This is a genomic window from Pseudomonas sp. SCA2728.1_7 (assembly GCF_018138145.1).
Taxonomy (GTDB): domain Bacteria; phylum Pseudomonadota; class Gammaproteobacteria; order Pseudomonadales; family Pseudomonadaceae; genus Aquipseudomonas; species Aquipseudomonas koreensis_A.
On the sequence record NZ_CP073104.1, the window covers coordinates 188,234 to 213,008 of the forward strand.

Below are 24,775 nucleotides of genomic sequence, written 5' to 3' on the forward strand. Positions count from 1 at the left end.
GGTGAGGAGGTGTTGATCAGGCGAAATTCTGTTCCGCCGACCAGTTCTCGTACCAGTGACGGAACAGCGAATACTGCTTCTCGGCATAACGCCGTTGCGAGTCGCTCAATGCATCGGTTTCGTTGAAATGCAGGGTGTATTCCTTGTCGCCGTTGAGCACCATCAGGTGCTTGTAATACAGCACCAGATCGCAGCCTTCATCGAACGACGACAGCACTGCCAGCGCCGATTCCAGCTCCCGCGCCTGACGACGGGCCTTGGCATCACCCTTGGCCGCTTGCTTGCTCAGCGCGACCAATTGCAGCACCTCGCGGGGCAGGGCGTTGCCGATACCGGTGATCGCGCCGGTGGCGTTGCAGTTGACGAAACCATGCACCACTTGGGTGTCGACGCCGACCATCAGGGTCACGTCTTCATCTTTGGAGGTGATGTTTTCGGCGGCGTAACGCAGGTCGGCGCCACCGCCGAATTCCTTGAAGCCGATCAGGTTCGGGTACTCGCGACGCAGTTCGAAGAACAGGTCGGCGCGGGTGGCGAAGCCGTAGTAAGGGCTGTTGTAGATCACTGCTGGCAGGTTCGGCGCGGCTTGCAGAATCGCGGCGAAGTGGGCTTTTTGCGCGGTCGGCGAAGCACCACGGGACAGTACGCGCGGAATCACCATCAAACCCTGCGCGCCGACTTTCGCCGCGTGCGCTGCATGGGAAACCGCTTCGCGTGAGTTCACTGCGCCGGTGCCGACAATCGTTGGAATGCCGGCAGCCACCAGACGCGCCACGCCTTCCTGCCGTTCAGCCTCGGTGAGCAACGGCCAGTCGCCCATCGAACCGCAATAAACCACGGCGCTCATGCCGATATCGATCAGTTCGCGACCCTTGGCCACCAACGCGTCGAAGTCGGGTTTGCGCTGGGCGGTGCACGGGGTCATCAGGGCCGGCATGCAACCGGTGAAGATGTTGTCGCTCATTGTTTTAACTCCTTGGCACATCATTCAAAGTAAGGTGAAAAGTCTGCGCGGTGGCTCAGATGCCCCACGCGAACGGGTCTGTTTCGTCAATCAGCAGGGTGCTGTCGGCGGTCATGTAAGCGCGGCCGGTGATGTACGGACGAATGCGTTCGCCTTGCCATTCGAAGCGGCCTTCGAACTGGCTGCCGGTGATACTCGCCTGCACCCAGGTTGCGCCGGGTTGCAGCTTGTCGTCGGCGGCGAGGCAGGCGAGTTTGGCGCTGGTGCCGGTGCCGCACGGTGAGCGGTCGTAGGCTTTGCCGGGGCACATGACGAAGTTGCGGCTGTCGGCCCGATCGTCATCGGCGAACAGTTCGATGTGATCGATGACGGCACCGTCCTCGCCGAAAATGCCTTGGTCTTCAAGGGCCTTGAGCATTGCCCAGGTGTAAGCGGTGAGGTGTTCGACGTTGTCCATGGTCAGCGTCTGGCCGTGCTCGGAGACGAGGAAAAACCAGTTGCCGCCGTAAGCGATATCGCCGAATACGCGGCCGTAACCCGGCACATCCACCGGCACCTGTTTGCCGTGGCGATAAGCGGGGACGTTGCCCAAGGTGACGGTTCCGTCCTCATGCAACGTGGCGCTGACTGGGCCGACGGGCGTGTCGATCTTGTGCACGCCCGGTTCGATTTTCCCCAAGTACTGCAACGAGTTGATCAGGCCAATCGTTCCGTGGCCGCACATGCCCAGATAACCGGCATTGTTGAAGAAAATCACCCCGCACGTGGCGTCCGGCGAGACCGGCGCGCAATACAACGCGCCGACCAGCACATCGTTGCCGCGCGGTTCCAGCAGGCAGGCGCGGCGCCATTGATCATGCTGAGTGCGCAGCGCATCGCGTTTCTCGACCATGCTGTTGCCGGGCAGATCGGGGAAGCCTGTCATCACCAGACGCGTGGGTTCACCGCCGGTGTGGGAATCAATGACGTGTAGTTCTTTCATGGATAGATTCCTTTAGGTGATTTCAGTAGGCGCCGGCAGGGCGTGCAGAAACGGTCGAGGCAGGGGCGTTGACTTCGCTTTCCTCATCGTCCTCTTCCAGACGCAGCAGATGCGCCGGTACACCGGTCGCCGCGCCCCAGTAGTAAATGCCGGTGGCACACGCCGCGACGACAAGGGTGTCGAATGGATGGGCGAGGATGCCGAGGCCGCCGAAGGTGCCGAGTTTCGACAGCACGATGGTCACCGCATAGAAGGCGATCAACCATGCCGAGGAACGCACTTGGCTGGCCAGATTGAGGTGAGCGGTCGGCACAAAACGACCGCACAGCAGATACACAACGAACATCAGGATTTGCAGGCCGAGCAGCCACGACACAGTGTTCCAGCCCGACCAGTAGACAATCAGCGCGGCGATGATGAATGACACCGGCCCGAGCACGCCCATGCACTTGACCCGGAACGGTCGTGGCATGTCTGGCGCATTACGGCGCAGCGCGGCCACGGTCACCGGCGCCACGGCGTAGCTCAGCACCAGCGCAGCGGAAACCACATTGATCAGCGCTTCCCAGGACGGAAACGGCAGGGTCCAGAACACCGACAGGGCGAAGGTCAGCCACAGCGCCGGGCGCGGGATGCCGGACTTCTCATCGATGTGGGTGAAGACTTTGAAGAAGGTCCCGGTCTGCGCCCAGCCATAGATCACGCGCGGGGTGGCGTTCATGTAGATGTTGCCGCAGCCGCTCGGCGAGATCACCGCGTCGGCCACCACCAGATACGCCAGCCAGCCCACACCCAGTGCCAGTGCGATGTCGCGGTACGGCAGGGAAAATTCCTTGCTGATACCGGCCCAACCGTTGGCGAGCATTTCCGTCGGGATGCTGCCGAGAAAGGCCATTTGCAGCAGCACGTAAATCAGCGTCGACAGCAGCACCGAGAGGATCAGTGCGATGGGAATGGTGCGCTGTGGATTCTTCACTTCACTGGCCACCGAGATGATCGGCGTCAGCCCCAGGTAAGCGAAAATCACACCACCCGCCGACACCGCCATTTCGATACCGGACAAGCCGAACGGGGCGAAACCTTGTACTTGGAAATTCGCCGGTTTGAAGAAGCTGAACAGCACGCCGATCACCAGCAGCGGCACGATGAACTTGAACACGCTGACCAGATTGTTGGCCTTGGCGAAGGTTTTCACGCTGCGGTAGTTGAGCAGGAAAAACACGCACAGAAGGCCGAACTGCACCATCCAGCCGAGGATCGTCGGATCGCCGCTGCCAGCCTTGGTCAGCTCGGGAAACCATGCCGCCGCGTATTGGCGCGAGGCAACCACTTCGATCGCTACCAGGCTGGAAAAGGCGATCAGGGTGATGAAGCCCATCAGGTAGCCAAGCAGCGGCCCGTGGGAGTAAACCGGATAACGCACCACGCCGCCGGCTCGCGGCAATGCAGCGCCCAGCTCGCAATAGACGATGCCCAGCAACAACACGGCAAAACCGCCCAGCAGCCAGGAAAAAATCCCCGCCGGCCCGGCAATGGCGGACACATGACTGGCCGCGAACAACCAGCCCGAACCGAAAATCGCACCGAGCCCGATAAATGTGAGGTCGATCAGTGAAAGCTGTTTTTTGAACTTGCCTTGGCCTGACATGGCATCGCCTTCTTGTGAGTTATTGGATAGGCAGTTGTGTCACTGGGACGGCCAGACTTTGAACTCATCGATGGTGTGGCGATTGATGTTTTGCGGTGGCTTCGATGACGAAATCAGCACAATCGCACTGGCGAAACGTGGCCCTCGACAGGTCTTGAGCGATGCTGCAATCTGCACGCGAAGGCCGCATGGCGGGCGCTTCGTCCATCCACGTAACGAGGGGAATCTTTGATGCAACAGGCGTTCTCGATCCTGTCTCAAGGCATTGATGGGCATCGTCCGCAGACACTGGAGGAGTTGTTGGCCGGTGCGGCGCTGTTGTTGCCGATGCTCGATGTGATCCCTAACGCGGCGATTTTCATCAAGGATGTGCAGGCCCGTTATGTGCTCGCGAATCGCACGCTGGTGCAGCGCTGTGGCTTGAAGGATTTGCGTCCGTTACTGGGCAAGACCAGCGCGCAGGTGTTCCCGGCGCAACTCGGGCCGGGCTATACCGAGCAGGATCGCAAAGTGCTGGAAGAGGGCTTTGTGCTGGAGGACCAGCTCGAACTGCATCTGTACGGCAGTCGCGAACCGGGTTGGTGCCTGACGCACAAGCAGCCGCTGTACAACCGTGACGGGGTGATCATTGGCCTGGCGGGGATTTCCGTGGACCTGCAATCGGCCAGTGAAACGCACCCGGCATTCGAGCGGCTTGCGGCAGTCGATGAGCACATCCGCGCGAATTTCAATCGACGCGTGACCCTCGGTGAACTGACCCGCATCGCCGGTATTTCAGTCGCGCAACTGGAGCGTTACTGCAAACGGGTGTTCCACCTGACGCCACGGCAGATGATCCAGAAAGTGCGCCTCGAACACGCGCACCGCTTGCTACACACTGACCTGCCGATTACTGATGTGGCGCTGCAATGCGGCTATACCGATCACAGCGCCTTCACTCGGCAGTTCAAGGCCTCGACCGGGTTTACGCCGCGCGAGTATCGGCAGGCAACGGGATAGAGACTGACTGAGGCGCAAACAGTTTTTCGGGTACTGTTGGCCTGATCTGGAAAGGCGAGAATGAATGTTGAATCATGAACTGTGGCTGGAGCCTGATGGCTTAGAGTTATTTGTGGTGTCCGGGCCTCATGGCGATGAGGCGCGAGCGCTTCTTGCTCCGGGGTCGAAACTAGTCTGGGAAGTCACTGCCGACAGCTATTTTGAAGCGATGACCAAGTACTTCGCATACATGGATTGGGGAGTATGGACGACCGATTTTCCAGAGCACGATAAAACCAGCTATCGGGATCGCGGTTGGGACACCAGCCAGAACGATGAGTAATGCTGCACGACAATATCGCGACATCAATGCAGGAGCTGCCGCAGGCTGCTCCTGCAAGGACAGCGTTGTCAGGCCAATACGCTCAGCCATGTCGAGAGCAGCAGCAACAACGCCAGCGTCGCGTTCATCCGCTTGAACGCTTTCGGCGATCCCATCAACCGCGCGCTGCCCACACCCAGTAACGCCCAGAACGTCATGCACGGCAGCGACACCAACAGAAACGCCAGCGACAACACCAGCAGCCGCAAGGTCTGGTCGCCACCGCCGACAAACACGCTGACCACCGCTACAGCCATCATCCATACCTTGGGATTGACCAGTTGCAGCATGGCGGCGCCCAGCACGCTGAAACCTTCTTCCTGCGTATCCGTAGGGTCCAGCGATGGCGGCGTGCTGCGGAAGATCTGCCACGCCAGCCAGCTCAACCAGAGCACACCGACCCAGGCCATGGCTTGCTGCACACGCGGGTAGCGCAGCAAGGTTTCGCCGGCACCGAGGCCGACCACCAACACAATCAGCGCCGCCGCCGCGCAGGCGCCAAAAATGATCGGCAACGTGGCGAGCAGGCCTTGGCGCGAACTGTGGCTCAACACCAGAATATTGGTCGGCCCCGGCGTGATCGAGGCAACGAAAGCAAACAGCAGAAAGGGCAGTAATGACGCCATGATCCGGATTCCCTGAAAATGAAAACAGGCATCCATGATCGCCAGTTGACGTGCGTCAGTCTGGAAGGTTTGAGCAGCGCTTGCGGTAGTCGGCGGGAGTGAGTTGGTAGGCGCGGCGGAACCAGCGCCCGAGGTGACTCTGGTCAGCAAAACCGAGCACGCTGGCGACCTGCGCCGGCGTTTCACCCCGGGCCAGCAACTGCCGCGCCTTGGCCAGACGCAACTGGATCAGGTACGCGTGCGGCGCCAGGCCAAAAGCAGACTTGAAGGCGCGGCTGAGGCGAAAGCGGTCCACTGCGCAGACCCGCGCGAGATCATCGAGACCGATATCTTCATAGGTATGCGCGTGCAGATAATCCCGCGCCAGTTGCGCCACCAATGGCAGACGCGGATCGAAAGCCTGGCGCTTGCGCCAGTCGAGATGGCGCGTGAGCGAGCTCAGCAATCCGTCGATGGCGGTTTGCCGGACGATACGCAGATCACCGTCATGCAACGCATGGAAGGCTTGACTAATCGCTGTGGCCAGACGCGGGTCCTGGCTCAGCGTGTCGGCAAAACCGGGCTGGCTGTCGGACGGTGCGTCTTCGAACAGCGCGTGCAGTTCACGCTCCAGCCAATGTGGATCGAGGTAGAGCATCGAATAGGTAAAACCTTCCTCGGTCGGCGCTTGCCCATCGTGGATTTCCCCCGGCTCCAGCAAGAACACGTTGCCCGGCGTACTGCGATGGCGCACACGGCGACAATTGAACTGCTGCACACCTTGCTCGGTGACGCCGACGAGGAAACTGTCATGCCAGTGCGGATCGTAGGCATGGCCCTCAAAGTGAGCGCGAATCGATTCAATCCCGGTGTCGACATCCTGGGACAGTTCGATCCAGTTGCGTTTATCCACGAAGGCTCCAGTGTTCGCCATTGAAAGGTGCGGCTCCATAAAATACCGCGCAATGGTGAAGGGCGTTTAGAAGATTTGTGCATGTGAGGGGGCTAGACTCTGTAGGTCTCGACCCCTTTGCCGGCAGGTGGAATGCGATGATTAACCGATGCTCGTTCTGGGGCATGCTCACCCTGATCGGTCTTAGCCTGACGCTTGGCGCAGGCTGCTCCAGCCGAAAACACTATCCACCATCCGGTGTTGGCGATGCCTGCTACGCCAAAGCCTTGCCGTCGGTCGGCGAGGGCGGTCTGGCCTGGGGCTCCAGTTTGAACATGGCCCGGCAGAAATCGATGAACAACTGCATCCGTTATGCCGGGCGCTCCGGGGGCACGCCGAACACCTGTCAGGTGGTCTTGGCCAAGTGCAAATAGCTTTCTGTTGACATGGTTGCTTGAGGCAAATATATAGTTGCTTTAAGCAATTAACTGAGCATTTGCCATGTCCAGCAGCCATCTCCTCCAGCAAGCCGACGTTGTACGCGGCTTCAACCGCTTCTACACCCATCAGATCGGCGTATTGCAGGAGCATCTGCTGCAAAGCGACTACTCGCTGACTGAGCTGCGCATCTTGTATGAATTGGCCTCGCGCGGTGACCTGACCAGTGCCGACCTGCGCCAGATGCTCGGCCTGGACGCCGGCTACATGAGCCGCATCATCAGCGGTTTCGAAAAGCGCGGCTTGATCCAGAAAGTGCCGTCGCCCACGGATGCCCGCGCTGCACAATTGCACTTAACCGATTTGGGCCGTGAAATCCTGATTCCGCTGGAAAAGGCCTCCCGCGAACAGATCGTCGCCATGCTCGAGCGATTGTCTGAACCGCAGCAGAAACAACTGATCGGCGCCATGACGCTGATCCAGACACTGCTGCAAGGCAACAAAGACTCAACCTACGTATTACGCGATCCGCAGCCCGGCGACATGGGTACGGTGATGCAACAACAAGCCGCGCTGTATAGCCGCGAATACGGCTGGAATTCGGAGTTCGAAACGCTGGTGGCCGAGGTGGTCGCCAAGTACCTGCGTGATTACGACCCGACGAGCGAGCGCTGCTGGATTGCGGAAAAGGACGGCAAGGTCATCGGCTCCGTGTTCATCGTCCGCCAGGATGAAACGACCGCCAAACTGCGCATGCTCTACGTCGATGCCAGCGCGCGGGGCTTGGGCATTGGCAGTCGTCTGGTCGAAGAGTGCCTGCGCTTTGCCCGGCAGATTGGCTACCAGAAAATGACCCTGTGGACGACCAGCAACCTGACGGCTGCACGCAAGATTTATCAGCAGGCCGGGTTTGAACTGGTGGAGGAAGAAGCGGTTCACAGCTTTGGCAAGGATCTGCTGAGTCAGACGTGGGCACGGGTGTTGTGATCTGATTTTCATCGGCGGATGCAGTGAAAGGGCAGACGAAAAAAAACCGCCTTTGCGGGGCGGTTCTTTTGTAAACCTTGGTTTGCGACCGAGGTTTGTTGCTTCACTAGCTGCTTTAACGTTCGCTCATGGTAGGAGTCTTTGTGCCCCCTTGCAAGGTTAAAGTTTGTATGAAGCTGGTTGTTTGCGCTATTTCATTTGCAGAAAAAGCTGGCAGAAATAATGATTAACAAAACAGAAAATTACTTTTCCTGAAAACCTTTGAATGAAGGTTATGATGCGGGCGCTCACTTGTTCGAGTAGCGGTGAGGCCAGGCTGGTGACTAAACGGTTTCATGCCCTTTGACACGGTTTTGCACCCGTGCCGGAATGATGTTTCGGAGGGATTTCAACCGGCCGCCTCACTAGCTGCTTTAACGTGCAGGCTGAAGGCAAGCATGATCCGGTAAGTTTGCCGGAGGTTTGGCCCCCAGCCCTGGAGGCCAAAACGTATGAAGCTTTTGCTGCGTACGCTGAGCCTTGTATGGAGATTGTTTAAAGCCTTTCGCTTTTACGAGTTCCTGCGAGACCACTTTGACGACCTGAAGTAACGGCCGTTGAGGTGGGAGAAGCCCGTTTCAGTTTCGACTGAAACGGGTTTTTTTTGTTTTATAAAACTGTCATAAGTAGGATTTTTCTGTGTCGGGTTTTTTTGACGTGTAGGGCATTTCTTCGGCAAGTGTAGGCGTTGTTCAAACCACTCTGTAGTCCGCAAAAAGCGTTCGATTATCGAGCACCCAAACCTTCGTCCAATTGCCCACTCTGACACTCCGGCGTACTGTGGCTCGTGATGCCTGAATCCCCGTGATCCCAAAAATAACGACAACAACGAGCAACGCCCCATGGACAGCCATCTGCTGAGCGATCGCAGCAGCGTGTTCCGTCACGCTGACCCTTATGCCGTCTCCGACTACGTCAATCAGCACGTCGGCCAGCACTTCATCGGCCTGTCCAGGACCACCCACCCACAAGCCAGCCTCAACCACCGCAAACTCGCCGATCTCGACCTGGCCCGCATCAGTTATGGCGGCAGCGTGCGCGTAACCTCCGTTGCGCTGGAGACCGTTTATCACTTGCAGGTTCTGCTGCAAGGCAATTGCCTGTGGCGCGGGCACGAGCGCGAACAGCATCTGGTGCCTGGCGAGTTGCTGTTGATCAACCCGGATGATCCGGTCGATCTGACGTACTCGGAAGACTGCGAGAAATTCATCCTCAAGGTGCCGGTCAGCGTGCTCGAATCGGTGTGCGACGAGCAGCGCTGGCAGCACCCCTCCAGCGGTATCCGTTTCCTGCGCAATCACTATCGGCTCGATGAGCTGGAAGGTTTCACCAACCTGCTTGCGATGATCTGTCAGGAAGCCGAGGCCAGCGACCCGTTGCTGCGGGTGCAGGAGCATTACGCGCAGATCATCGGCAGCAAACTGATCTCGCTGATGAGCACCAACGTCAGCCGTGAGTGCCTGAATGCGCCGAGCGTCAGCTTCGAGCGCATTCTCGATTACATCGAACGCAACCTTAAACTGGATTTGCCCGCCGAACATCTGGCCGCACAGGCGAGCATGAGCCCGCGCTCGCTGTACACCTTGTTTGAACGCCAACTGGGCGTTACGCCGATGCAATACATCCGCCAACGCAAGCTTGCGCGCATCCACGCCTGCCTCAGCGATCCGAGCTGCCCGGTACGCAATCTCACCGAACTGGCCCTGGACTACGGCTTTCTGCACCTCGGCCGTTTCTCCGAAAGCTATCGCCAACAGTTCGGCCAACTGCCGTCACAGACCTTCAAACGCCGCCCCTGATCCCCCCTTCGAAACACGCCGAATCATCTACCGCGGCGTCCTGCACAAAACGGATAGCGATCTGCAGGATTCGGCTATTGCCCTGTGCTTCGCCTCCCTAATCTGACCTGGCCTGAACAATAACAATGGAGGCCCCGGCCATGTCCCTGGGAATCGACTACCTCAATGCCATGCTTGAAGAAGACAAGGAGAAGGGCGCCTACCGCTGCAAGCGGGAGATGTTCACTGATCCGCGGCTGTTCGAACTGGAAATGGCGCACATCTTCGAAGGCAACTGGATTTACCTTGCCCACGAAAGCCAGCTGCCCAACAACAACGATTTTCTCACCACCACTATGGGGCGCCAGCCGATCTTCATCGCGCGCAACAAGGACGGTGTGCTCAACGCGTTCCTCAATGCCTGCAGCCATCGCGGCGCCATGTTGTGCCGGCACAAGTCCGGCAACCGTTCCAGCTACACCTGCCCGTTTCACGGCTGGACGTTCAACAACAGCGGCAAACTGCTCAAGGTCAAAGACCCGAGCGAAGCCGGCTACCCGCAAGGTTTCAACTGCGAAGGCTCCCATGACCTGAGCAAAGTCGCGCGTTTCGAGTCCTATCGCGGCTTTCTGTTCGGCAGCCTGAATGCCGATGTGAAATCACTTGCTGAACATCTGGGCGAGTCGGCAAAAATCATCGACATGATCGTCGACCAGTCGCCAGAAGGCCTGGAAGTGTTGCGCGGCTCCAGCTCGTATATCTACGAAGGCAACTGGAAACTCACCGCTGAAAATGGCGCCGATGGCTACCACGTCAGTTCGGTGCACTGGAACTACGCTGCCACCCAGAACCAGCGTCAACAGCGCGAAGCAGGTGAGGCGATCAAGACCATGAGCGCCGGCAGTTGGGCGAAGAAAGGCGGCGGTTTCTACTCGTTCGATCACGGCCATCTGCTGCTCTGGACCCGCTGGGCCAACCCTGAAGACCGCCCGGCCTACGAGCGCCGCGATGAACTGGCCCGTGATTTCGGCCAGGCCCGCGCCGACTGGATGATCGAAAACTCGCGCAACCTGTGCCTGTACCCCAACGTGTACTTGATGGATCAGTTCAGCTCACAGATCCGCATCGCCCGGCCGATCTCGGTCGACAAGACCGAAATCACCATTTACTGCATCGCCCCCAAAGGCGAGAGCGCCGAGGCCCGCGCCAAACGCATTCGGCAGTACGAAGACTTCTTCAACGTCAGCGGTATGGCCACGCCGGATGATCTGGAAGAGTTCCGCTCATGCCAGACCGGTTATGGCTCCGGGCGCGGCTGGAATGATATGTCCCGGGGCGCGACCCACTGGGTTGAAGGCGCCGATGCCGCGGCCGAAGAAATCGACCTCAAACCGCTGCTCTCCGGCATGCGCACCGAGGACGAAGGCTTGTTCGTGCTGCAACACAAGTACTGGCAGGAAACCATGCTCAAAGCCGCTGCCACCGAACCAAAACTGATCCCCGTGGAGGCCGTGTGATGAGCAACCTCTACGACAGCGTGCGCGATTTTCTCTACCGCGAGGCGCGTTATCTCGATGACGGCCAGTGGGATCAATGGCTGGAACTGTACGCCGCCGACGCCACTTTCTGGATGCCGGCCTGGGACGACAACGACACGCTCACCGAAGACCCGCAAAGCGAAATCTCGCTGATCTGGTACGGCAACCGTGGCGGCCTCGAAGACCGCATCTTCCGGATCAAGACCGAGCGCTCCAGCGCGACCATCCCCGACACCCGCACCTCGCACAACCTGAGCAACATCGAAATCGTCGAGCAGAGCGCAGACCAGTGTCTGGTGCGCTTCAACTGGCACACCCTGAGCTTTCGCTATCAGGTCACCGACAGCTACTTCGGCAGCAGTTTCTACACCCTCGATCTGCGTGGCGAACAGCCGCAGATCAAGGCCAAGAAAGTCGTGCTGAAAAACGATTACGTCCGTCAGGTCATCGACATCTACCACATCTAGTCGACACGGCGAGGTGCACCATGAATTTCCAGATCGCGCTTAATTTTGAAGACGGCGTCACCCGTTTCATCGAGGCTGGTGGCCATGAAACCGTCGCCGATGCGGCGTATCGCCAAGGTATCAACATCCCGCTGGACTGCCGCGATGGCGCCTGCGGCACCTGCAAATGTTTCGCCGAGGCCGGGCGTTACGACATGGGCGACAACTTCATCGAAGACGCCTTGAGCGTCGACGAACTCGCACAAGGTTATGTGCTGACCTGCCAGATGCGCGCTGAAAGCGATTGTGTGGTGCGAGTGCCAGCAGGCTCGCAGGTGTGCAAGACCGAACAAGCGAGCTTCCAGGCATCGATCAGCGCTGTCCGGCAGTTGTCCGAGAGCACCATTGCCTTGTCGGTCAAGGGCGAGGCGCTGAGCAAATTGGCGTTTCTGCCGGGCCAGTACGTCAATCTGCAAGTGCCCGGCAGCGAACAGACCCGCGCTTATTCCTTCAGCTCATTGCAGAAGGACGGCGAAGTCAGTTTCCTGATCCGCAACGTGCCCGGTGGCCTGATGAGCAGCTTCCTCACCGGGCTGGCCAAGGCCGGCGACAGTGTGAACCTGGCCGGACCGTTGGGCAGCTTCTATCTGCGCGAGATCAAGCGGCCGCTGCTGTTGTTGGCGGGCGGCACCGGCCTGGCACCGTTCACCGCGATGCTGGAAAAGATCGCCGAGCAGGGCAGTGATCATCCCGTGCATCTGATCTACGGCGTGACCAACGATTTCGATCTGGTCGAACTCGATCGTCTCGAGTCCTTTGCCGCACGTATCGCCAATTTCAGCTTCGGCGCGTGCGTGGCCAATCCTCAGAGCGCGCATCCGCTCAAGGGCTACGTCACCCAGCACATCGAGCCGCGCCACCTCAATGAAGGCGACGTCGACGTGTACCTGTGCGGGCCGCCGCCGATGGTTGATGCGGTCAGCCAATACATCCGCGAGCAGGGCATCACCCCGGCGAATTTCTACTACGAAAAATTTGCCGCTGCGGCTGCCTGAAATCCTTTTTCGAGGTTGTCATGAACAACAGATTCTCCAACAAGGTCGCGCTGGTCACCGGCGCGGCGCAGGGTATCGGCCGCCGTGTGTGCGAACGCCTGTTGCGCGAAGGCGCGCAAGTCGTCGCCGTCGACCGCTCCGAGCTGGTTCACGAGCTGCAAGGCGAGGGCGTTCTCGCGCTGACCGCCGACCTTGAGCAATACGCCCATTGTGCGCGGGTCATGGTCGAGGCGATCAACACTTTCGGCCGACTCGACATCCTGATCAATAACGTCGGCGGCACGATCTGGGCCAAGCCCTTCGAGCATTACGAAGTCGAACAGATCGAGGCTGAAGTGCGCCGCTCGCTGTTCCCGACGCTGTGGTGTTGCCACGCCGCGCTGCCGTACATGCTCAAGCAAGGTCGTGGCGCTATCGTCAACGTTTCATCGATTGCTACCCGCAGCGTCAATCGCGTGCCGTACGGCGCGGCGAAGGGCGGCATCAACGCACTCACGGCTTGCTTGGCATTCGAAAACGCCGAGCGCGGTATTCGCGTCAATGCCACCGCACCGGGCGGTACCGAAGCACCGCCCCGGAGGATCCCGCGCAATGCCGTCGAACCGTCGGCGCAGGAGCAGGCCTGGTATCAGGAAATCGTCGCGCAAACCCTCGACAGCAGCCTGATGAAGCGCTACGGCAGCCTCGACGAACAGGTCGGCGCGATCCTCTTTCTGGCTTCTGACGATGCCTCTTACATCACCGGCGTGACTTTGCCGGTCGGTGGCGGCGACCTCGGTTGATTACTTTTCAAGGGACATTGAAATGCAGCGAATTCTGATTGAAAACCTGACGGCGATCATCGTCGACCTGCCGACCATTCGCCCGCACAAACTGGCGATGCACACGATGCAGAGGCAGACCCTGGTAATCCTGCGCCTACGTTGCAGCGATGGTATTGAAGGCATCGGCGAAGCCACCACCATCGGCGGTCTCGCTTACGGTTATGAAAGCCCGGAAAGCATCAAAGCCAATATCGACGCACATCTGGCCCCGGCGCTGGTGGGTATGGACGCCAACAACATCAACGCGGCGATGCAGCGGCTCGACAAAATTGCCAAGGGCAATACTTTCGCCAAGTCCGGCATCGAAAGCGCACTGCTCGATGCGCAAGGCAAACGCCTCGGTCTGCCGGTCAGCGAACTGCTCGGCGGCCGCGTACGGGACAGCCTCGAAGTGGCATGGACCTTGGCCAGCGGCGACACCGCCCGCGACATCGCTGAAGCCGAGCAGATGCTGGAAGCGCGTCGCCATCGCATCTTCAAATTGAAGATCGGCGCCAACCCGCTGGAGCAGGATCTCAAGCATGTGCTGGCAATCAAAAAAGCCTTGGGCGAGCGCGCCAGTGTGCGGGTTGACGTTAACCAGTATTGGGACGAATCCCAGGCGATTCGCGGCTGTCAGGTACTGGGTGACAACGGCATCGACCTGATTGAACAGCCGATCTCGCGGGTCAACCGCTCAGGGCAGATTCGCCTCAACCAGCGCAGCCCGGCACCGATCATGGCCGATGAATCGATCGAAAGCGTCGAGGATGCTTTCAGCCTTGCCGCCGACGGCGCTGCCAGTGTGTTCGCCCTGAAAATCGCCAAGAACGGCGGCCCGCGTGCCGTGCTCAGAACCGCGCAGATCGCCGAGGCCGCCGGCATCGCGCTGTACGGCGGCACGATGCTCGAAGGCTCCGTCGGCACGCTGGCCTCGGCGCACGCCTTCCTCACGCTCAAGCAGCTGACCTGGGACACCGAACTGTTTGGCCCGTTGTTGCTGACCGAAGACATCGTCACTGAAACGCCGCAGTACCGCGATTTCCACCTGCACATCCCGCGAACTCCGGGCCTTGGCCTGACGCTGGACGAAGAGCGTCTGGCGCGTTTTCGTCGCCACTGAATCAGGAGAGTCACCATGCTGTTCCACGTAAAAATGACCGTGAAATTGCCCGTCGACATGGACCCGTCACTGGCCTCCCGGCTCAAGACGGACGAAAAGGAACTGGCCCAACGGCTGCAACGCGAAGGCGTCTGGCGGCACCTGTGGCGCATCGCCGGGCATTACGCCAATTACAGCGTGTTTGATGTGCCGAGCGTCGAGGCCCTGCACGACACGCTGATGCTTTTGCCGCTGTTTCCCTACATGGACATTGAGGTCGATGGCCTCTGCCGGCATCCGTCGTCGATCCACAGCGACGACCGCTGACCCAACCCGGTCCCTGTAGGAGTGAGCCTGCTCGCGATAGCGGTGTTTCATTCAGCATCGATGGCAACTGGCAGACCGCTATCGCGAGCAGGCTCACTCCTACAAGGGACGGTGCTGGAACTCAAGAACTGCGTCGACAAAACAACAAGATGAGGTAACCACCATGACCGTGAAAATTGCCCACACTGCCGAACTGCAGGAATTCTTCAGAGAAGCCGCCGGTTTTGCCAACGACGACGGCAACTCCCGGCTGAAAACCATCGTCCTGCGCATCTTGCAGGACAGCGCGAAAATCATCGAAGACCTCGACATCAGCGAGGACGAGTTCTGGAAAGCGGTCGACTATCTCAACCGACTCGGTGCGCGCTCGGAGGCAGGACTGCTGGTTGCCGGCCTCGGTCTGGAACATTTTCTCGACCTGCTACAGGATGCCAAGGATGCACAGATCGGCTTGACCGGCGGCACGCCACGCACCATCGAAGGCCCGCTGTACGTGGCCGGCGCGCCCCTGTGCGAAGGCGAGTGCCGGATGGATGACGGCAGCGAGGAGGGCATCGCCACGGTGATGCTCCTCGAAGGCCAGGTGTTCGATCTGCATGGCCAGCCATTGGCCGGTGCCACGGTTGATCTGTGGCACGCCAACACCAAGGGTACCTATTCGTTTTTCGACTCGAGCCAGTCCGAATACAACTTGCGTCGACGCATCATTACCGACGCCGAGGGCCGTTACCGCGCTCGCAGTATCGTGCCGTCCGGCTACGGCTGCGACCCGCAAGGGCCGACCCAGGAATGCCTGAACCAGCTCGGCCGCCATGGCCAGCGCCCGGCGCATGTGCATTTCTTCATCAACGCACCGGGGCATCGGCATCTGACCACGCAGATCAATCTGTCGGGCGATCAGTATTTGTGGGATGACTTCGCCTATGCGACCCGTGAAGGCTTGGTCGGGGAGGTGGTGTTCCGTGAGGACGCGGTGTCGGGGCGTTATGCCGAGCTGAAGTTCGACTTCCAGTTGCAGCAGGCGCCGGACGCCAGTGCCGAACAACGCAGCCAACGGCCGCGTGCGTTGCAGGACGCGTGATACCGAGTCGTCTGGTTCCCTCACCCTAACCCTCTCCCAGAGGGAGAGGGGACCGACCGGGGGGATCTTGAGTGCTACACCGACCTGAACGTTTTGTACCGAATCCAACCCGGTCGTTCAGGTCGATGCATAACGCTAGACAACTCGGTCGGCTCCCTCCGGGAGAGGGTTGGGAGGGTACTGACCGAGGCGATATTTAGTGCTACGCCGACCTGAACAGTTTGTGCCGAATCCATAATCGACTCGGTCGTTCAGGTCGATGTATCGCGATATACACCTCGGTCGGCTCCCTCTACCTCCGGGAGAGGGCTGGGGTGAGGGGAAATCAGGCCTAAGGTAATGCGAAAAAGATATTGGCTCTGCATTTTTAAGATCGTTTAGTTTTGTCACAACGACGAATCAAAACGCATCAAACCGATAGACCCCCGATTGCCATGACGGCACACGCTGAATCGATCACAGGTTTTTCAGGTTTGATTCACACGGGAGTGAATCATGCCGCATACCCTCGACATCACCGCATTACCGACGCTGGATCTTTCGCTGTTCGAAGGCACGGCGCAGCAGCGTTACGAATTTCTTGAAGACCTGCGCCACGCCGCGCGCGACGTCGGCTTCTTTTACCTGACCGGCCACGGTATCGACAGCGACTTGCTCAAGCAGGTGCAGGCCCACGCCCGGCAATTCTTCGCCTTGCCCGACAGCGAAAAAACCGCCGTCGGCATGATCAATTCACCGCACTTTCGCGGTTACAACCGTGCCGCCTCGGAGATCACCCGTGGTCAGCCCGATCTGCGCGAGCAGTTTGATCTGGGCGCCGAGCGCGAGGCACTGCCATTAGACGCGGACAGCCCGTTCTGGGCGCGGCTGCAAGGCCCCAACCAATGGCCGGCGGCACTGCCGGAACTGAAACCGTTGCTGCTCGAATGGCAAGAGGCGATGACGCGCATGTCGTTGCGCCTGCTGCGTGCGTTCGCGCAGGCGTTGTCGCTGCGCGCCGATGCGTTTGATCAGCTCTACGGCGACAAGCCCAACGAACACATCAAGTTGATGCGCTATCCCGGCCAGTCCAGCGAGTCGAGCCATCAAGGTGTCGGCGCGCACAAGGATTCCGGTTTCCTCAGCTTCCTCCTGCAAGACCAGCAGGCCGGGCTGCAGGTCGAGATCGAAGAGGGGCGCTGGATCGATGCGTTGCCGCGTGAAAACACCCTGGTGGTGAACATCGGTGAACTGCTCGAACTGGCCAGCAACGGTTACCTGCGGGCCACGGTGCACCGGGTGGTTTCGCCTCCGGCGGGCAGTGAACGCCTGTCTGTCGCGTTCTTCCTCGGTGCGCAACTGGATGCCGTGGTGCCGCTGTATCCGCTGCCCACCGCACTGTTGCGCGAGGCGCGCGGGCCGGCGAGTGATCCGCTCAATCCGCTGTTTCGCGATGTCGGCTGGAACTACCTCAAGGGTCGTTTGCGCTCGCATCCGGATGTCGCGCAGCGCTTCTACGCCGATGCGTTGCTGCCGCCACCGCCCGTTCGTAAATCCGCCTGACTCAACCACCGCTCAAGGACTCCGCACATGATCAACAAAGCAGGTTTGACCCTGGCCGTGCTCGGCGCGCTGGTGACGTCGTTCGGTGCGCAGGCGCTGGAGCCGCTGCGCGTGGCTGCCGACCCGGTGCCCCACGCGCAGATTCTGGCGTACATCCAGAAAATCGATCCGCAACTCAATCTCAAAGTCATCGAGATCCCCAACGGCGTGAACTCCAACGAGCTGTTGGTGCACGGTGATGTCGACGCCAATTACTTCCAGCACCTGCCGTACCTGAAATCCCAGGAAAAGGCCCTCGGCGAGAAACTGGCGGTGGCGGCCACGGTGCATATCGAACCCTTGGGCATCTACTCGCACCGGCACAAAAGCTTCGCCGACGTGCCGGTAAAAGGCAGCGTCGCCGTGCCCAACAACGTCACCAACCTGAGCCGCGCGCTGTACCTGTTGCAGGACAACGGTCTGATCAAGCTCAAACCCGGCTTCAACGATCCGGCGGCCGATCAGGCAACGCCCAAGGACATCGCCGAGAACCCGAAACAGCTGAAGATTCTCGAGATCGAATCGCCGCAGATTCCGCGCTCGCTGGACGACGTCGATCTGGCCGTGATCAACGGCAACTACGCGCTCGACGCAGGCCTGGTGCCGGCCAAGGATGCCTTGGGTCTGGAGAAAGCCGAGCACAATCCTTACGCCAATATTCTGGTGACCACGCCCAAGCTGGAACACGACCCGCGTATCGCGCAACTGGCCAAGGACCTGACCTCGCCAGAGGTCGCCAAATACATCACCGACAACTTCGCCGGTTCGGTGATTCCGGTGGCGGGCGGCAAGCCATGATCGCCGTCGAGCAGTTGAGCAAGACCTATCCTTCGGCCGCGCAACCGGCACTCGATCAGGTCTCGTTGAGCATTCCCGACGGCGCGGTCTACGGGATTCTCGGGCGTAGCGGGGCGGGCAAATCGACGCTGCTGCGCTGCCTCAACCTGCTCGAACGACCGGACAGTGGACGCATTCTGCTCGATGGCGTCGACCTGACAACGCTGTCGGTCAGCGAACTGCGCCAGCAGCGTCAGCGCATCGGCATGATCTTCCAGGGCTTCAACCTGCTGCATTCGCGCACCGTTTTCGACAATATCGCGGTGCCGCTGGAGATCGCCAAGGTGGGCAAGCCGTGGCGCCATGTGCGGGTTCGCGAGCTGTTGGAACTGGTCGGTTTGAGTGACAAGGCGCAGGCCTTTCCCTCGCAATTGTCCGGCGGCCAGAAACAGCGTGTCGGCATTGCCCGCGCCCTGGCTGCGGAACCCGCCTATCTGCTGTCGGACGAGGCCACCAGCGCACTCGACCCGGAAACCACCGCGTCGATCCTTGAACTGCTGCGTGACATCAATCGGCAACTGGGCGTCACCATCGTGCTGATCACCCATGAACTGGAGGTGGTCAAGTCGATCTGCGATCACGCTGCGTTCATGGCCAACGGACGTCTGGTCGAAGCCGGGCCGGTACCAAGGCTGTTGGCCGATGCGCAATCGCAACTGGGTGCTTCGCTGCGACCGACCTGCGGCTTGCCGCTGGGCCACGCTGAGCCGGGCCTGAGTTTTCTAAAACAATACGGCGTACGGGCGGCGCACTCATGAACCGCACGGTCAATTGGGATGAAATCCTGCAACTGCTGTTCAACGCCACCGGTGAAACCCTGTACATGGTCCTGCTCGCAGGGCTGTTCACGCTGCTGATCGGCTTGCCGTTGGGCGTGTTGCTGTTCATCAGTCGCCGCGATGGACTGCTGCCGATGCCGCGCTTGAATGCCGTGCTGGGTGGCGTGGTCAACCTCGGCCGTTCACTGCCATTCGTGGTGATGCTGATTGCCCTGATCCCGCTGACACGGCTGGTGGTCGGCACAACGCTGGGCAGCACCGCCGCCGTGGTGCCGATCACCATCGGTGCGTTTCCATTCTTCGCGCGCATCGTCGAAAACGCTCTGGACGAAGTCGACAAGGGTCGCATCGAAGCGATCCTCGCCATGGGCGGCGACATCGGTCACGTGATCTTCAAAGTGCTGTTGCCCGAAGCGCTGCCGGCGTTGCTGGCCGGGGTCACCTTGACGCTGGTGATGCTGATCGGTTTTTCCTCGATGGCCGGGGTCATCGGCGGTGGCGGGCTCGGTGATCTGGCGATCCGTTACGGCTATCAGCGTTTCAACAATGAAGTGATGGTTGCCACGGTGGTGGTGTTGGTGATCCTCGTTCAGGGCGTGCAAAGCCTGGGCGATCGGTTGGTTCGTTCGCTGGCGCATCGCCGCTAAGGATTTGTATGAGTGTGCCGGTCGCCGTAGTCCGCGAACCGCTGATTCGTGTACGTGAAGTGAGCAAATTGTTTGGCGCGAGCCGGGCGCTGGATCAGGTCAGCCTGGACATCTATCCCGCCGAAGTGGTGGCGCTGCTCGGTGCCAATGGCGCGGGCAAGTCGACTCTGGTGAAGATCCTCGCGGGCAGCCAGAGCGCCGACGCTGGCGAGATCTGGCTGGAGGGTGCGCCACGGCATTTCAGTTCGCCGCTGTCGGCGCGGCGCTTTGGCATTGTCGCGGTACATCAGCAGATCAACGAAGGCATCGCACCCGGTTTGAGCGTTGCGGAGAACCTGCTGCTCGATGAGCTGTGCAAGCCGGACGCGGACTTCTGGCTCAATCGCCAACGCCTGCTGGAGCGCGCCGCGAGCATCGCCGCCGGGCTGGGTTTGACCTTGCCGCTGGAGCAGCCGATCGAGCATCTCGGTCAGGCCGAACGGCAACTGGTGGTGCTCGCTCGAGCCTTGGCGTTGCAGCCGCGCCTGCTGATTCTGGATGAGCCGACAGCAGCACTTTCCGATGCCGAAGCGCAGCGCTTGTTTGGTTTGATCGACACCTTGCGCAGTCGCGGCGTGGCGATTCTGTACATCTCCCATCGACTCTCCGACCTGCAACGCGTGGCGGATCGCGCCATTGTCCTGCGTGATGGCCAGTTCGCGGGCGAGTTCACGGCGCGGCAATTACCCGAAGCGGTGAGCGCCATGCTCGGGCAGGCGCTGGCCGAGCATGTTTATCAGCCGCGCGTGGCCGGGCGCGAGGTGTTGAAACTCAACGCCATGCAAATTCTGCCGCGCTCCGCCGCGTTCGATCTGAGCCTGCACGAGAACGAAGTGGTGGTGCTGACCGGGCTGTTGGGTGCTGGCAAAAGTGAAATCGCCGAGGTGCTGTTCGGCTTGCGTAAAGCGTTGTCGGGCAGCGTGCAACTGGATGGCGCTGAGTGGCACGCGAACTCACCGCGCCAGGCCATTCAAAGCGGGGTTTTCTTCGCGGCCGAAGATCGCGCCAGTCAATCGTTGGTACCGGATTTCTCTTTGCGTCGCACCCTGACTTTGCCGTTTCTCGAGCGCTTCACCCGCGGCGGTTTCATCCGCAACCGCGCCGAAGCGGCAGCGGTCGAGGCACAAGTGGCGGCGCTGGGGATCAAGACTGCCGGTATCGATGTGCCGATGAGCGCACTGTCAGGCGGCAATCAACAGAAAGTCGTGCTCGGCCGCTGGCTGCTCGGCGAAGGGCGGGTGTTGATCCTCGATGAACCCTTTCAAGGCGTCGACGTGCGCGCCCGCCGCGACATCGGCCAACTGCTGCGCGACAGCGCCAAGGGCCGAGCGACGCTGGTGATTTGCGCAGACGTCGATGAAGTCCTGGAAATTGCCGACCGCATTCTGCTGGTGCGCGATCACGCGGTGGTCGCCGAGTACCCGCGCGCCGGCCTCAATCGTGCTGATCTGGTCGCTGCACTGGCCGGCAGCGACGTGACCGAACATTCCCCTCAAGCCACGCCAAGGAGCAGAGCGAGTGCCTGATTCAAGTTCACTGTTATCGACCGAGCCGGCACGCGCCGAACGTCTGCTGCACGGGTTGATCCGCTATGGCCTGTTATGGCTGCTGGCGCTGATCGTGGTGTTTTTCAGTGTGGCCGAGCCGGCATTCCTGCGTGTCGGCAACCTGTTCAGCATCCTGCAATCGGTGTCGATTGTTGCGCTGCTGGCGTTGGGCGTGACGCTGACCATGGCGGTCGGCGGTCTCGATCTGTCGATTGGCGCGGTGGCGGCGATGAGCCTGATGATCGCCAGTTACGTGATGGTCGTGCTCGGCTGGGGCGCGGTGCCGGCGGTGTTGATCAGTCTGGCGGGCGGTGCGCTGGTCGGCCTGCTCAACGGTTGGCTGATCGTCAAACTGCGGGTGCCGGACATTCTTGCGACGCTGGGCAGCATGTTTCTGGTGATCGGTGTGCAACTGATTCCCACGGGCGGACGTTCGATTGCAGTGGGCATGACCTTGCCCAGCGGTGAGGAAACCGAAGGTACCTTCAGTGCTGCGTTTCTGGCGCTGGGGCGTGGGCGGTTGTGGGAGGTGGTACCGATTCCGGTGTTGATCACGGCGGTGGTAGCGGTGGCGGTGTGGCTGTTTCTCGAACGCACGCGCATTGGTCGGCTGTTCTATGCCATCGGCGGCAACGAGCAAGCGGCGCGCTTGGCCGGTGCACCGGTGCAGCGCTTCAAGTTATTGGCTTACGTGCTCTCGGCGTTGCTTGCATCGCTGGGTGGATTGTTGCTCGCGGCGCGCTTGGGCCGCGGCGACGTCAGTTCGGGCAACGGTCTGGTGCTGGATGCTCTCGGCGCGGCGCTGATCGGTTTTGCCGTACTCGGCGCGAAGAAGCCCAACGCCTTTGGCACGCTGGTCGGTGCGCTGCTGGTGGCAGCGCTGCTCAACGGCCTGACCATGCTCAACGCGCCGTATTACGCGCAGGATTTCGTCAAGGGACTGGTGCTGGTGCTGGCCCTGATGTTCACGTTCGGCCTCGCGCATCGGGCGCGTTGAGCCGCTTTATGCAAGGAAGTTGTATGCACGGTTCAATCACACAATTCGCCCGTCACTGCCTCGCCGGTGCGCTGCTTTCGGCGGTGGCTCTGAGCGCGCAGGCCAAAGCCTTGCCCGGCGCACCCGCACCGTTCGACAAAGGTCAGGTGCAGATCGCGCTGGTGGGTTACTTGTTCTCCGGGGACTTTCCCGAGGCTTATTTGCGTGGCGTCGAAAAGCAGACCGAAGCGCTGGGTGCCAACCTGCGGGTTTTCGATGCCCGGCAGCAAGCGGCGAGTCAGGGCGAGATGATCGATCAAGTGGTCGATCTCGGCGTCGACGGCATCATCGTCCAGCTCGGTTTGGCCGAAACCCTGAAAGCACCGATCGATCGGGCGATCGCCAAAGGCATCAAGGTCGTCGCTTTCGATGTCGATCTGAACACCCCGCAAGTGACCCAGGTCGAGCAGGATCACCATGCGCTGGCACGTCTGGCGCTGGATCAGGCCGTCAAGGACAACGGCACGAAGTTCGATGCCGGCTACGTGTACATCAGCGGTTTTACGCCGATGGAGCGCCGCGACGAGATCTGGAGTCAGGTCAAGAAAGCCAATCCGGGGATCGTCGAGAAGGCCCGCTTTGGCACGCTGAATCCGCCGATTGCCAACTCAGTGGCGGATCAGGCCAGCGCCGTACTTCGCGCGAATCCAGGCATCAGCGTGATTTTTGCGCCGTTCGATGAGTTCGCCAAAGGCGCAAAAATCGCCGTCGACGAAGCGGGGCTGGCGAGCAAGGTGAAGATCTACAGCGCCGATATTTCCACCGCCGATATTCAGATCATGAAGGAGCCGGACAGCGCCTGGGCGGCGACGGCAGCGGTCAATCCGCAAGTGGCCGGGGCGATCAGTGTGCGCAGCCTGGCGATGTTGATTGCCGGGGAAAATCCGGGGCATCAGGTGCTGGTGCCGCCGACGCTGATTACCCGTCAACAGTTGCTGGATCTGGATGTGAAGAATGTTCGAGATCTGGCGCAGAAGCTCCCCAACTTCGGTGATACCGCGAATGTCGCACGGGCGCCGTGGATTCCAGTGGCCAACTAGATCCTGCTACCGACCACGATCCCCTGTAGGAGTGAGCCTGCTCGCGATGGCGTCAGGTCTGTCGACATCTTTGGCGCCTGACCCAGCGCTATCGCGAGCAGGCTCACTCCTACAGGGAATTGGGGGCACCCTTGAAAATGGAGTGACTATGCACAACAAAGCCTCGCGCTTACGCAAAAGCCGTTCCCCGGCAGCGGATCCGTTGTTCGGTAAACGACTCCCCCCAGGCCAGGTACTGACGGAGCGATTTCCGATCCTGCACGAAGGCGAAATCCCGGATTACGACCTCGCCAACTGGTCGCTGCGCCTGTTCGGCACGCTCGCACAGCCCATCGAATTACGTTACGCCGATCTGCAGGCATTGCCACAACGGCAATTGCGCTGCGACATCCATTGCGTGACACGCTGGTCGAAATTCGACACCGAGTGGAGCGGGGTGCATCTGCGGGATTTGTTGCAGGCGTTCGATATCCAACCGACATCGGCGTTCGTCATGGCCCATGCCGATTACGATTACCAGACCAACTTGCGACTCGATGATCTGTTGCACCCCGACAGTCTGTTGGCCACCCACTACGCCGGCCAGCCGCTGAGCGCGCAACATGGCTGGCCACTGCGGCTGGTGGTGGCGGGGCGGTATTTCTGGAAGAGCGCCAAATGGTTGCGCGGGCTGGAATTTGTCGATCAGGAACAACCGGGGTTCTGGGAGCAGAACGGCTTTCATCTGCACGCCGATCCGTTTGCCGAACAGCGATTCAGTGGTGATGAGCTGGATATTGCCGAGGATGCCTGGCTGGAAAAAGAGTTCGACTAAGTAGTGCCCGACGCAGATCAAAACTGTAGGAGTGAGCCTGCTCGCGATAGCGGTGTGTCAGTTGACAACTTTCTTACTGATATACCGCTATCGCGAGCAGGCTCACTCCTACAGGGAACCGTATTTCAGTCTAAAAATTGTTTTTAGTTGGTTTAAGTGTTGGCTCAGCAACACTTCTGTTGAACTAAGAACAACTTTTTAGAGCGATCTAACCTAAGCGTTATTGGTTCTTTTACGACCCGTGGCAGCTCGTCTAGCATCGGCCTTCAAGGGGAAACGTCTCACGCTGGGGAAACTGCAACTCACCGTAAAAAAGCCTTCACTCTCTTCCGGAAATCCAAAACTACAGCAGACATTGCCGCGCATTGCTTGCCGAACTTTATTGTCGGTAACGGCCGGGTATTAACTGC

The 24,775-nt window shown here is 60.0% G+C and carries 25 protein-coding genes; 20 read left to right on the forward strand and 5 right to left on the reverse strand.

The genetic code is table 11. The features are described 5' to 3' along the window. Window positions 1–16 precede the first annotated feature (16 nt). From KBP52_RS00690 to KBP52_RS00700, 3 genes are read right to left on the reverse strand one after another with little or no spacing between them, the layout of a single operon-like run. A complete protein-coding gene (locus KBP52_RS00690) occupies window positions 17–964 on the reverse strand; it encodes a dihydrodipicolinate synthase family protein (protein ID WP_212621745.1) in 948 nt (315 codons plus the stop codon). A 55-nt stretch (window positions 965–1,019) separates the two neighbouring features. Next, window positions 1,020–1,946, reverse strand: a complete 927-nt coding sequence (locus tag KBP52_RS00695) for a 4-hydroxyproline epimerase (RefSeq protein WP_212621746.1) — start codon at window positions 1,944–1,946, stop codon at window positions 1,020–1,022. 22 nt (window positions 1,947–1,968) lie between these two features. Then, entirely contained in the window at window positions 1,969–3,594 is a 1,626-nt protein-coding gene (locus KBP52_RS00700; RefSeq protein WP_212621747.1) for an APC family permease, read from the reverse strand. Between the two features lie 231 nt (window positions 3,595–3,825). Here KBP52_RS00700 and KBP52_RS00705 point away from each other — a divergent pair, with 231 nt between their 5' ends. Together KBP52_RS00705 and KBP52_RS00710 are read left to right on the forward strand one after the other, a co-directional pair. After that, window positions 3,826–4,593 (forward strand): AraC family transcriptional regulator, encoded by a 768-nt coding sequence (locus tag KBP52_RS00705; protein WP_116029681.1) that lies wholly within the window; start codon window positions 3,826–3,828, stop codon window positions 4,591–4,593. Window positions 4,594–4,657: 64 nt separating this feature from the next. Next, a complete protein-coding gene (locus KBP52_RS00710; protein WP_249122227.1) occupies window positions 4,658–4,915 on the forward strand; it encodes a hypothetical protein in 258 nt (85 codons plus the stop codon). A gap of 68 nt (window positions 4,916–4,983) precedes the next feature. Here the strand turns inward: KBP52_RS00710 and KBP52_RS00715 are convergent, their stop codons facing one another. Both KBP52_RS00715 and KBP52_RS00720 read right to left on the reverse strand, forming a co-directional pair. Continuing rightward, window positions 4,984–5,580: a LysE family translocator gene (locus KBP52_RS00715; protein ID WP_212621748.1), complete on the reverse strand. Its 597-nt coding sequence runs from the start codon at window positions 5,578–5,580 to the stop codon at window positions 4,984–4,986. A gap of 55 nt (window positions 5,581–5,635) precedes the next feature. Then, window positions 5,636–6,472 (reverse strand): AraC family transcriptional regulator, encoded by an 837-nt coding sequence (locus tag KBP52_RS00720; protein WP_212621749.1) that lies wholly within the window; start codon window positions 6,470–6,472, stop codon window positions 5,636–5,638. Window positions 6,473–6,609: 137 nt separating this feature from the next. Here KBP52_RS00720 and KBP52_RS00725 point away from each other — a divergent pair, with 137 nt between their 5' ends. From KBP52_RS00725 to KBP52_RS00810, 18 genes are all read left to right on the forward strand, one after another. Continuing rightward, window positions 6,610–6,885, forward strand: a complete 276-nt coding sequence (locus KBP52_RS00725; RefSeq protein ID WP_212621750.1) for a hypothetical protein — start codon at window positions 6,610–6,612, stop codon at window positions 6,883–6,885. Between the two features lie 67 nt (window positions 6,886–6,952). Further along, the gene (locus tag KBP52_RS00730; RefSeq protein ID WP_077572488.1) at window positions 6,953–7,876 is read left to right on the forward strand and encodes a bifunctional helix-turn-helix transcriptional regulator/GNAT family N-acetyltransferase; all 924 of its coding nucleotides are present in this window, start codon (window positions 6,953–6,955) and stop codon (window positions 7,874–7,876) included. 881 nt (window positions 7,877–8,757) lie between these two features. After that, the gene (locus KBP52_RS00735) at window positions 8,758–9,714 is read left to right on the forward strand and encodes an AraC family transcriptional regulator (protein WP_212621751.1); all 957 of its coding nucleotides are present in this window, start codon (window positions 8,758–8,760) and stop codon (window positions 9,712–9,714) included. Window positions 9,715–9,854: 140 nt separating this feature from the next. Next, window positions 9,855–11,210 (forward strand): benzoate 1,2-dioxygenase large subunit, encoded by a 1,356-nt coding sequence (gene benA, locus KBP52_RS00740; protein WP_077572490.1) that lies wholly within the window; start codon window positions 9,855–9,857, stop codon window positions 11,208–11,210. Then, a complete protein-coding gene (gene benB / locus KBP52_RS00745) occupies window positions 11,210–11,698 on the forward strand; it encodes a benzoate 1,2-dioxygenase small subunit (protein ID WP_077572491.1) in 489 nt (162 codons plus the stop codon). The genes benA and benB overlap by 1 nt, the downstream gene beginning before the upstream one ends. A 20-nt stretch (window positions 11,699–11,718) precedes the next feature. Next, window positions 11,719–12,732 carry a benzoate 1,2-dioxygenase electron transfer component BenC gene (gene benC / locus KBP52_RS00750; protein ID WP_212621752.1) on the forward strand — a complete coding sequence of 338 codons (1,014 nt, stop codon included), beginning with the start codon at window positions 11,719–11,721 and terminating at the stop codon, window positions 12,730–12,732. A gap of 20 nt (window positions 12,733–12,752) precedes the next feature. Then, complete coding sequence (locus tag KBP52_RS00755) at window positions 12,753–13,514, forward strand: 1,6-dihydroxycyclohexa-2,4-diene-1-carboxylate dehydrogenase (protein WP_212621753.1); 762 nt, start codon at window positions 12,753–12,755, stop codon at window positions 13,512–13,514. A gap of 22 nt (window positions 13,515–13,536) precedes the next feature. Next, window positions 13,537–14,658 carry a muconate cycloisomerase family protein gene (locus KBP52_RS00760; protein WP_212621754.1) on the forward strand — a complete coding sequence of 374 codons (1,122 nt, stop codon included), beginning with the start codon at window positions 13,537–13,539 and terminating at the stop codon, window positions 14,656–14,658. Between the two features lie 15 nt (window positions 14,659–14,673). Further along, complete coding sequence (gene catC, locus KBP52_RS00765; protein ID WP_212621755.1) at window positions 14,674–14,964, forward strand: muconolactone Delta-isomerase; 291 nt, start codon at window positions 14,674–14,676, stop codon at window positions 14,962–14,964. 163 nt (window positions 14,965–15,127) lie between these two features. Continuing rightward, a complete protein-coding gene (catA, locus tag KBP52_RS00770) occupies window positions 15,128–16,045 on the forward strand; it encodes a catechol 1,2-dioxygenase (protein ID WP_212621756.1) in 918 nt (305 codons plus the stop codon). Window positions 16,046–16,540: 495 nt separating this feature from the next. Next, window positions 16,541–17,587 carry an isopenicillin N synthase family oxygenase gene (locus KBP52_RS00775; RefSeq protein WP_212621757.1) on the forward strand — a complete coding sequence of 349 codons (1,047 nt, stop codon included), beginning with the start codon at window positions 16,541–16,543 and terminating at the stop codon, window positions 17,585–17,587. Window positions 17,588–17,614: 27 nt separating this feature from the next. Next, on the forward strand, window positions 17,615–18,424 hold the full coding sequence (locus KBP52_RS00780) for a MetQ/NlpA family ABC transporter substrate-binding protein (protein WP_212621758.1): 810 nt from the start codon (window positions 17,615–17,617) through the stop codon (window positions 18,422–18,424). Continuing rightward, window positions 18,421–19,221 (forward strand): methionine ABC transporter ATP-binding protein, encoded by an 801-nt coding sequence (locus tag KBP52_RS00785; protein WP_116029694.1) that lies wholly within the window; start codon window positions 18,421–18,423, stop codon window positions 19,219–19,221. The genes KBP52_RS00780 and KBP52_RS00785 overlap by 4 nt, the downstream gene beginning before the upstream one ends. Continuing rightward, window positions 19,218–19,889, forward strand: a complete 672-nt coding sequence (locus KBP52_RS00790; protein ID WP_123593301.1) for a methionine ABC transporter permease — start codon at window positions 19,218–19,220, stop codon at window positions 19,887–19,889. The genes KBP52_RS00785 and KBP52_RS00790 overlap by 4 nt, the downstream gene beginning before the upstream one ends. An 8-nt stretch (window positions 19,890–19,897) precedes the next feature. Further along, a complete protein-coding gene (locus KBP52_RS00795) occupies window positions 19,898–21,454 on the forward strand; it encodes a sugar ABC transporter ATP-binding protein (RefSeq protein WP_212621759.1) in 1,557 nt (518 codons plus the stop codon). Continuing rightward, complete coding sequence (locus KBP52_RS00800) at window positions 21,447–22,472, forward strand: ABC transporter permease (protein WP_016987731.1); 1,026 nt, start codon at window positions 21,447–21,449, stop codon at window positions 22,470–22,472. Before KBP52_RS00795 ends, KBP52_RS00800 begins: the two co-directional genes overlap by 8 nt. A gap of 23 nt (window positions 22,473–22,495) precedes the next feature. Then, window positions 22,496–23,551, forward strand: coding sequence for a substrate-binding domain-containing protein (locus KBP52_RS00805; RefSeq protein WP_212621760.1), 1,056 nt, complete (start codon window positions 22,496–22,498; stop codon window positions 23,549–23,551). Between the two features lie 148 nt (window positions 23,552–23,699). Next, a complete protein-coding gene (locus KBP52_RS00810) occupies window positions 23,700–24,365 on the forward strand; it encodes a sulfite oxidase-like oxidoreductase (protein ID WP_212621761.1) in 666 nt (221 codons plus the stop codon). Window positions 24,366–24,775 lie beyond the last annotated feature (410 nt).

Excerpts from the sequence above, each read along its gene's own strand:
- KBP52_RS00735 (WP_212621751.1), top strand. The coding sequence starts at position 8,758 with ATGGACAGCCATCTGCTGAGCGATCGCAGCAGCGTGTTCCGTCACGCT.
- KBP52_RS00710 (WP_249122227.1), top strand. The coding sequence starts at position 4,658 with ATGTTGAATCATGAACTGTGGCTGGAGCCTGATGGCTTAGAGTTATTT.
- KBP52_RS00790 (WP_123593301.1), top strand. The coding sequence starts at position 19,218 with ATGAACCGCACGGTCAATTGGGATGAAATCCTGCAACTGCTGTTCAAC.
- KBP52_RS00705 (WP_116029681.1), top strand. The coding sequence starts at position 3,826 with ATGCAACAGGCGTTCTCGATCCTGTCTCAAGGCATTGATGGGCATCGT.
- benB (WP_077572491.1), top strand. The coding sequence starts at position 11,210 with ATGAGCAACCTCTACGACAGCGTGCGCGATTTTCTCTACCGCGAGGCG.
- KBP52_RS00810 (WP_212621761.1), top strand. The coding sequence starts at position 23,700 with ATGCACAACAAAGCCTCGCGCTTACGCAAAAGCCGTTCCCCGGCAGCG.
- KBP52_RS00785 (WP_116029694.1), top strand. The coding sequence starts at position 18,421 with ATGATCGCCGTCGAGCAGTTGAGCAAGACCTATCCTTCGGCCGCGCAA.
- catA (WP_212621756.1), top strand. The coding sequence starts at position 15,128 with ATGACCGTGAAAATTGCCCACACTGCCGAACTGCAGGAATTCTTCAGA.
- KBP52_RS00725 (WP_212621750.1), top strand. The coding sequence starts at position 6,610 with ATGATTAACCGATGCTCGTTCTGGGGCATGCTCACCCTGATCGGTCTT.
- benC (WP_212621752.1), top strand. The coding sequence starts at position 11,719 with ATGAATTTCCAGATCGCGCTTAATTTTGAAGACGGCGTCACCCGTTTC.
- KBP52_RS00695 (WP_212621746.1), bottom strand. The coding sequence starts at position 1,946 with ATGAAAGAACTACACGTCATTGATTCCCACACCGGCGGTGAACCCACG.
- KBP52_RS00805 (WP_212621760.1), top strand. The coding sequence starts at position 22,496 with ATGCACGGTTCAATCACACAATTCGCCCGTCACTGCCTCGCCGGTGCG.
- KBP52_RS00755 (WP_212621753.1), top strand. The coding sequence starts at position 12,753 with ATGAACAACAGATTCTCCAACAAGGTCGCGCTGGTCACCGGCGCGGCG.
- KBP52_RS00730 (WP_077572488.1), top strand. The coding sequence starts at position 6,953 with ATGTCCAGCAGCCATCTCCTCCAGCAAGCCGACGTTGTACGCGGCTTC.
- catC (WP_212621755.1), top strand. The coding sequence starts at position 14,674 with ATGCTGTTCCACGTAAAAATGACCGTGAAATTGCCCGTCGACATGGAC.
- KBP52_RS00795 (WP_212621759.1), top strand. The coding sequence starts at position 19,898 with ATGAGTGTGCCGGTCGCCGTAGTCCGCGAACCGCTGATTCGTGTACGT.
- KBP52_RS00715 (WP_212621748.1), bottom strand. The coding sequence starts at position 5,580 with ATGGCGTCATTACTGCCCTTTCTGCTGTTTGCTTTCGTTGCCTCGATC.
- KBP52_RS00775 (WP_212621757.1), top strand. The coding sequence starts at position 16,541 with ATGCCGCATACCCTCGACATCACCGCATTACCGACGCTGGATCTTTCG.
- KBP52_RS00780 (WP_212621758.1), top strand. The coding sequence starts at position 17,615 with ATGATCAACAAAGCAGGTTTGACCCTGGCCGTGCTCGGCGCGCTGGTG.
- KBP52_RS00690 (WP_212621745.1), bottom strand. The coding sequence starts at position 964 with ATGAGCGACAACATCTTCACCGGTTGCATGCCGGCCCTGATGACCCCG.
- KBP52_RS00700 (WP_212621747.1), bottom strand. The coding sequence starts at position 3,594 with ATGTCAGGCCAAGGCAAGTTCAAAAAACAGCTTTCACTGATCGACCTC.
- benA (WP_077572490.1), top strand. The coding sequence starts at position 9,855 with ATGTCCCTGGGAATCGACTACCTCAATGCCATGCTTGAAGAAGACAAG.
- KBP52_RS00760 (WP_212621754.1), top strand. The coding sequence starts at position 13,537 with ATGCAGCGAATTCTGATTGAAAACCTGACGGCGATCATCGTCGACCTG.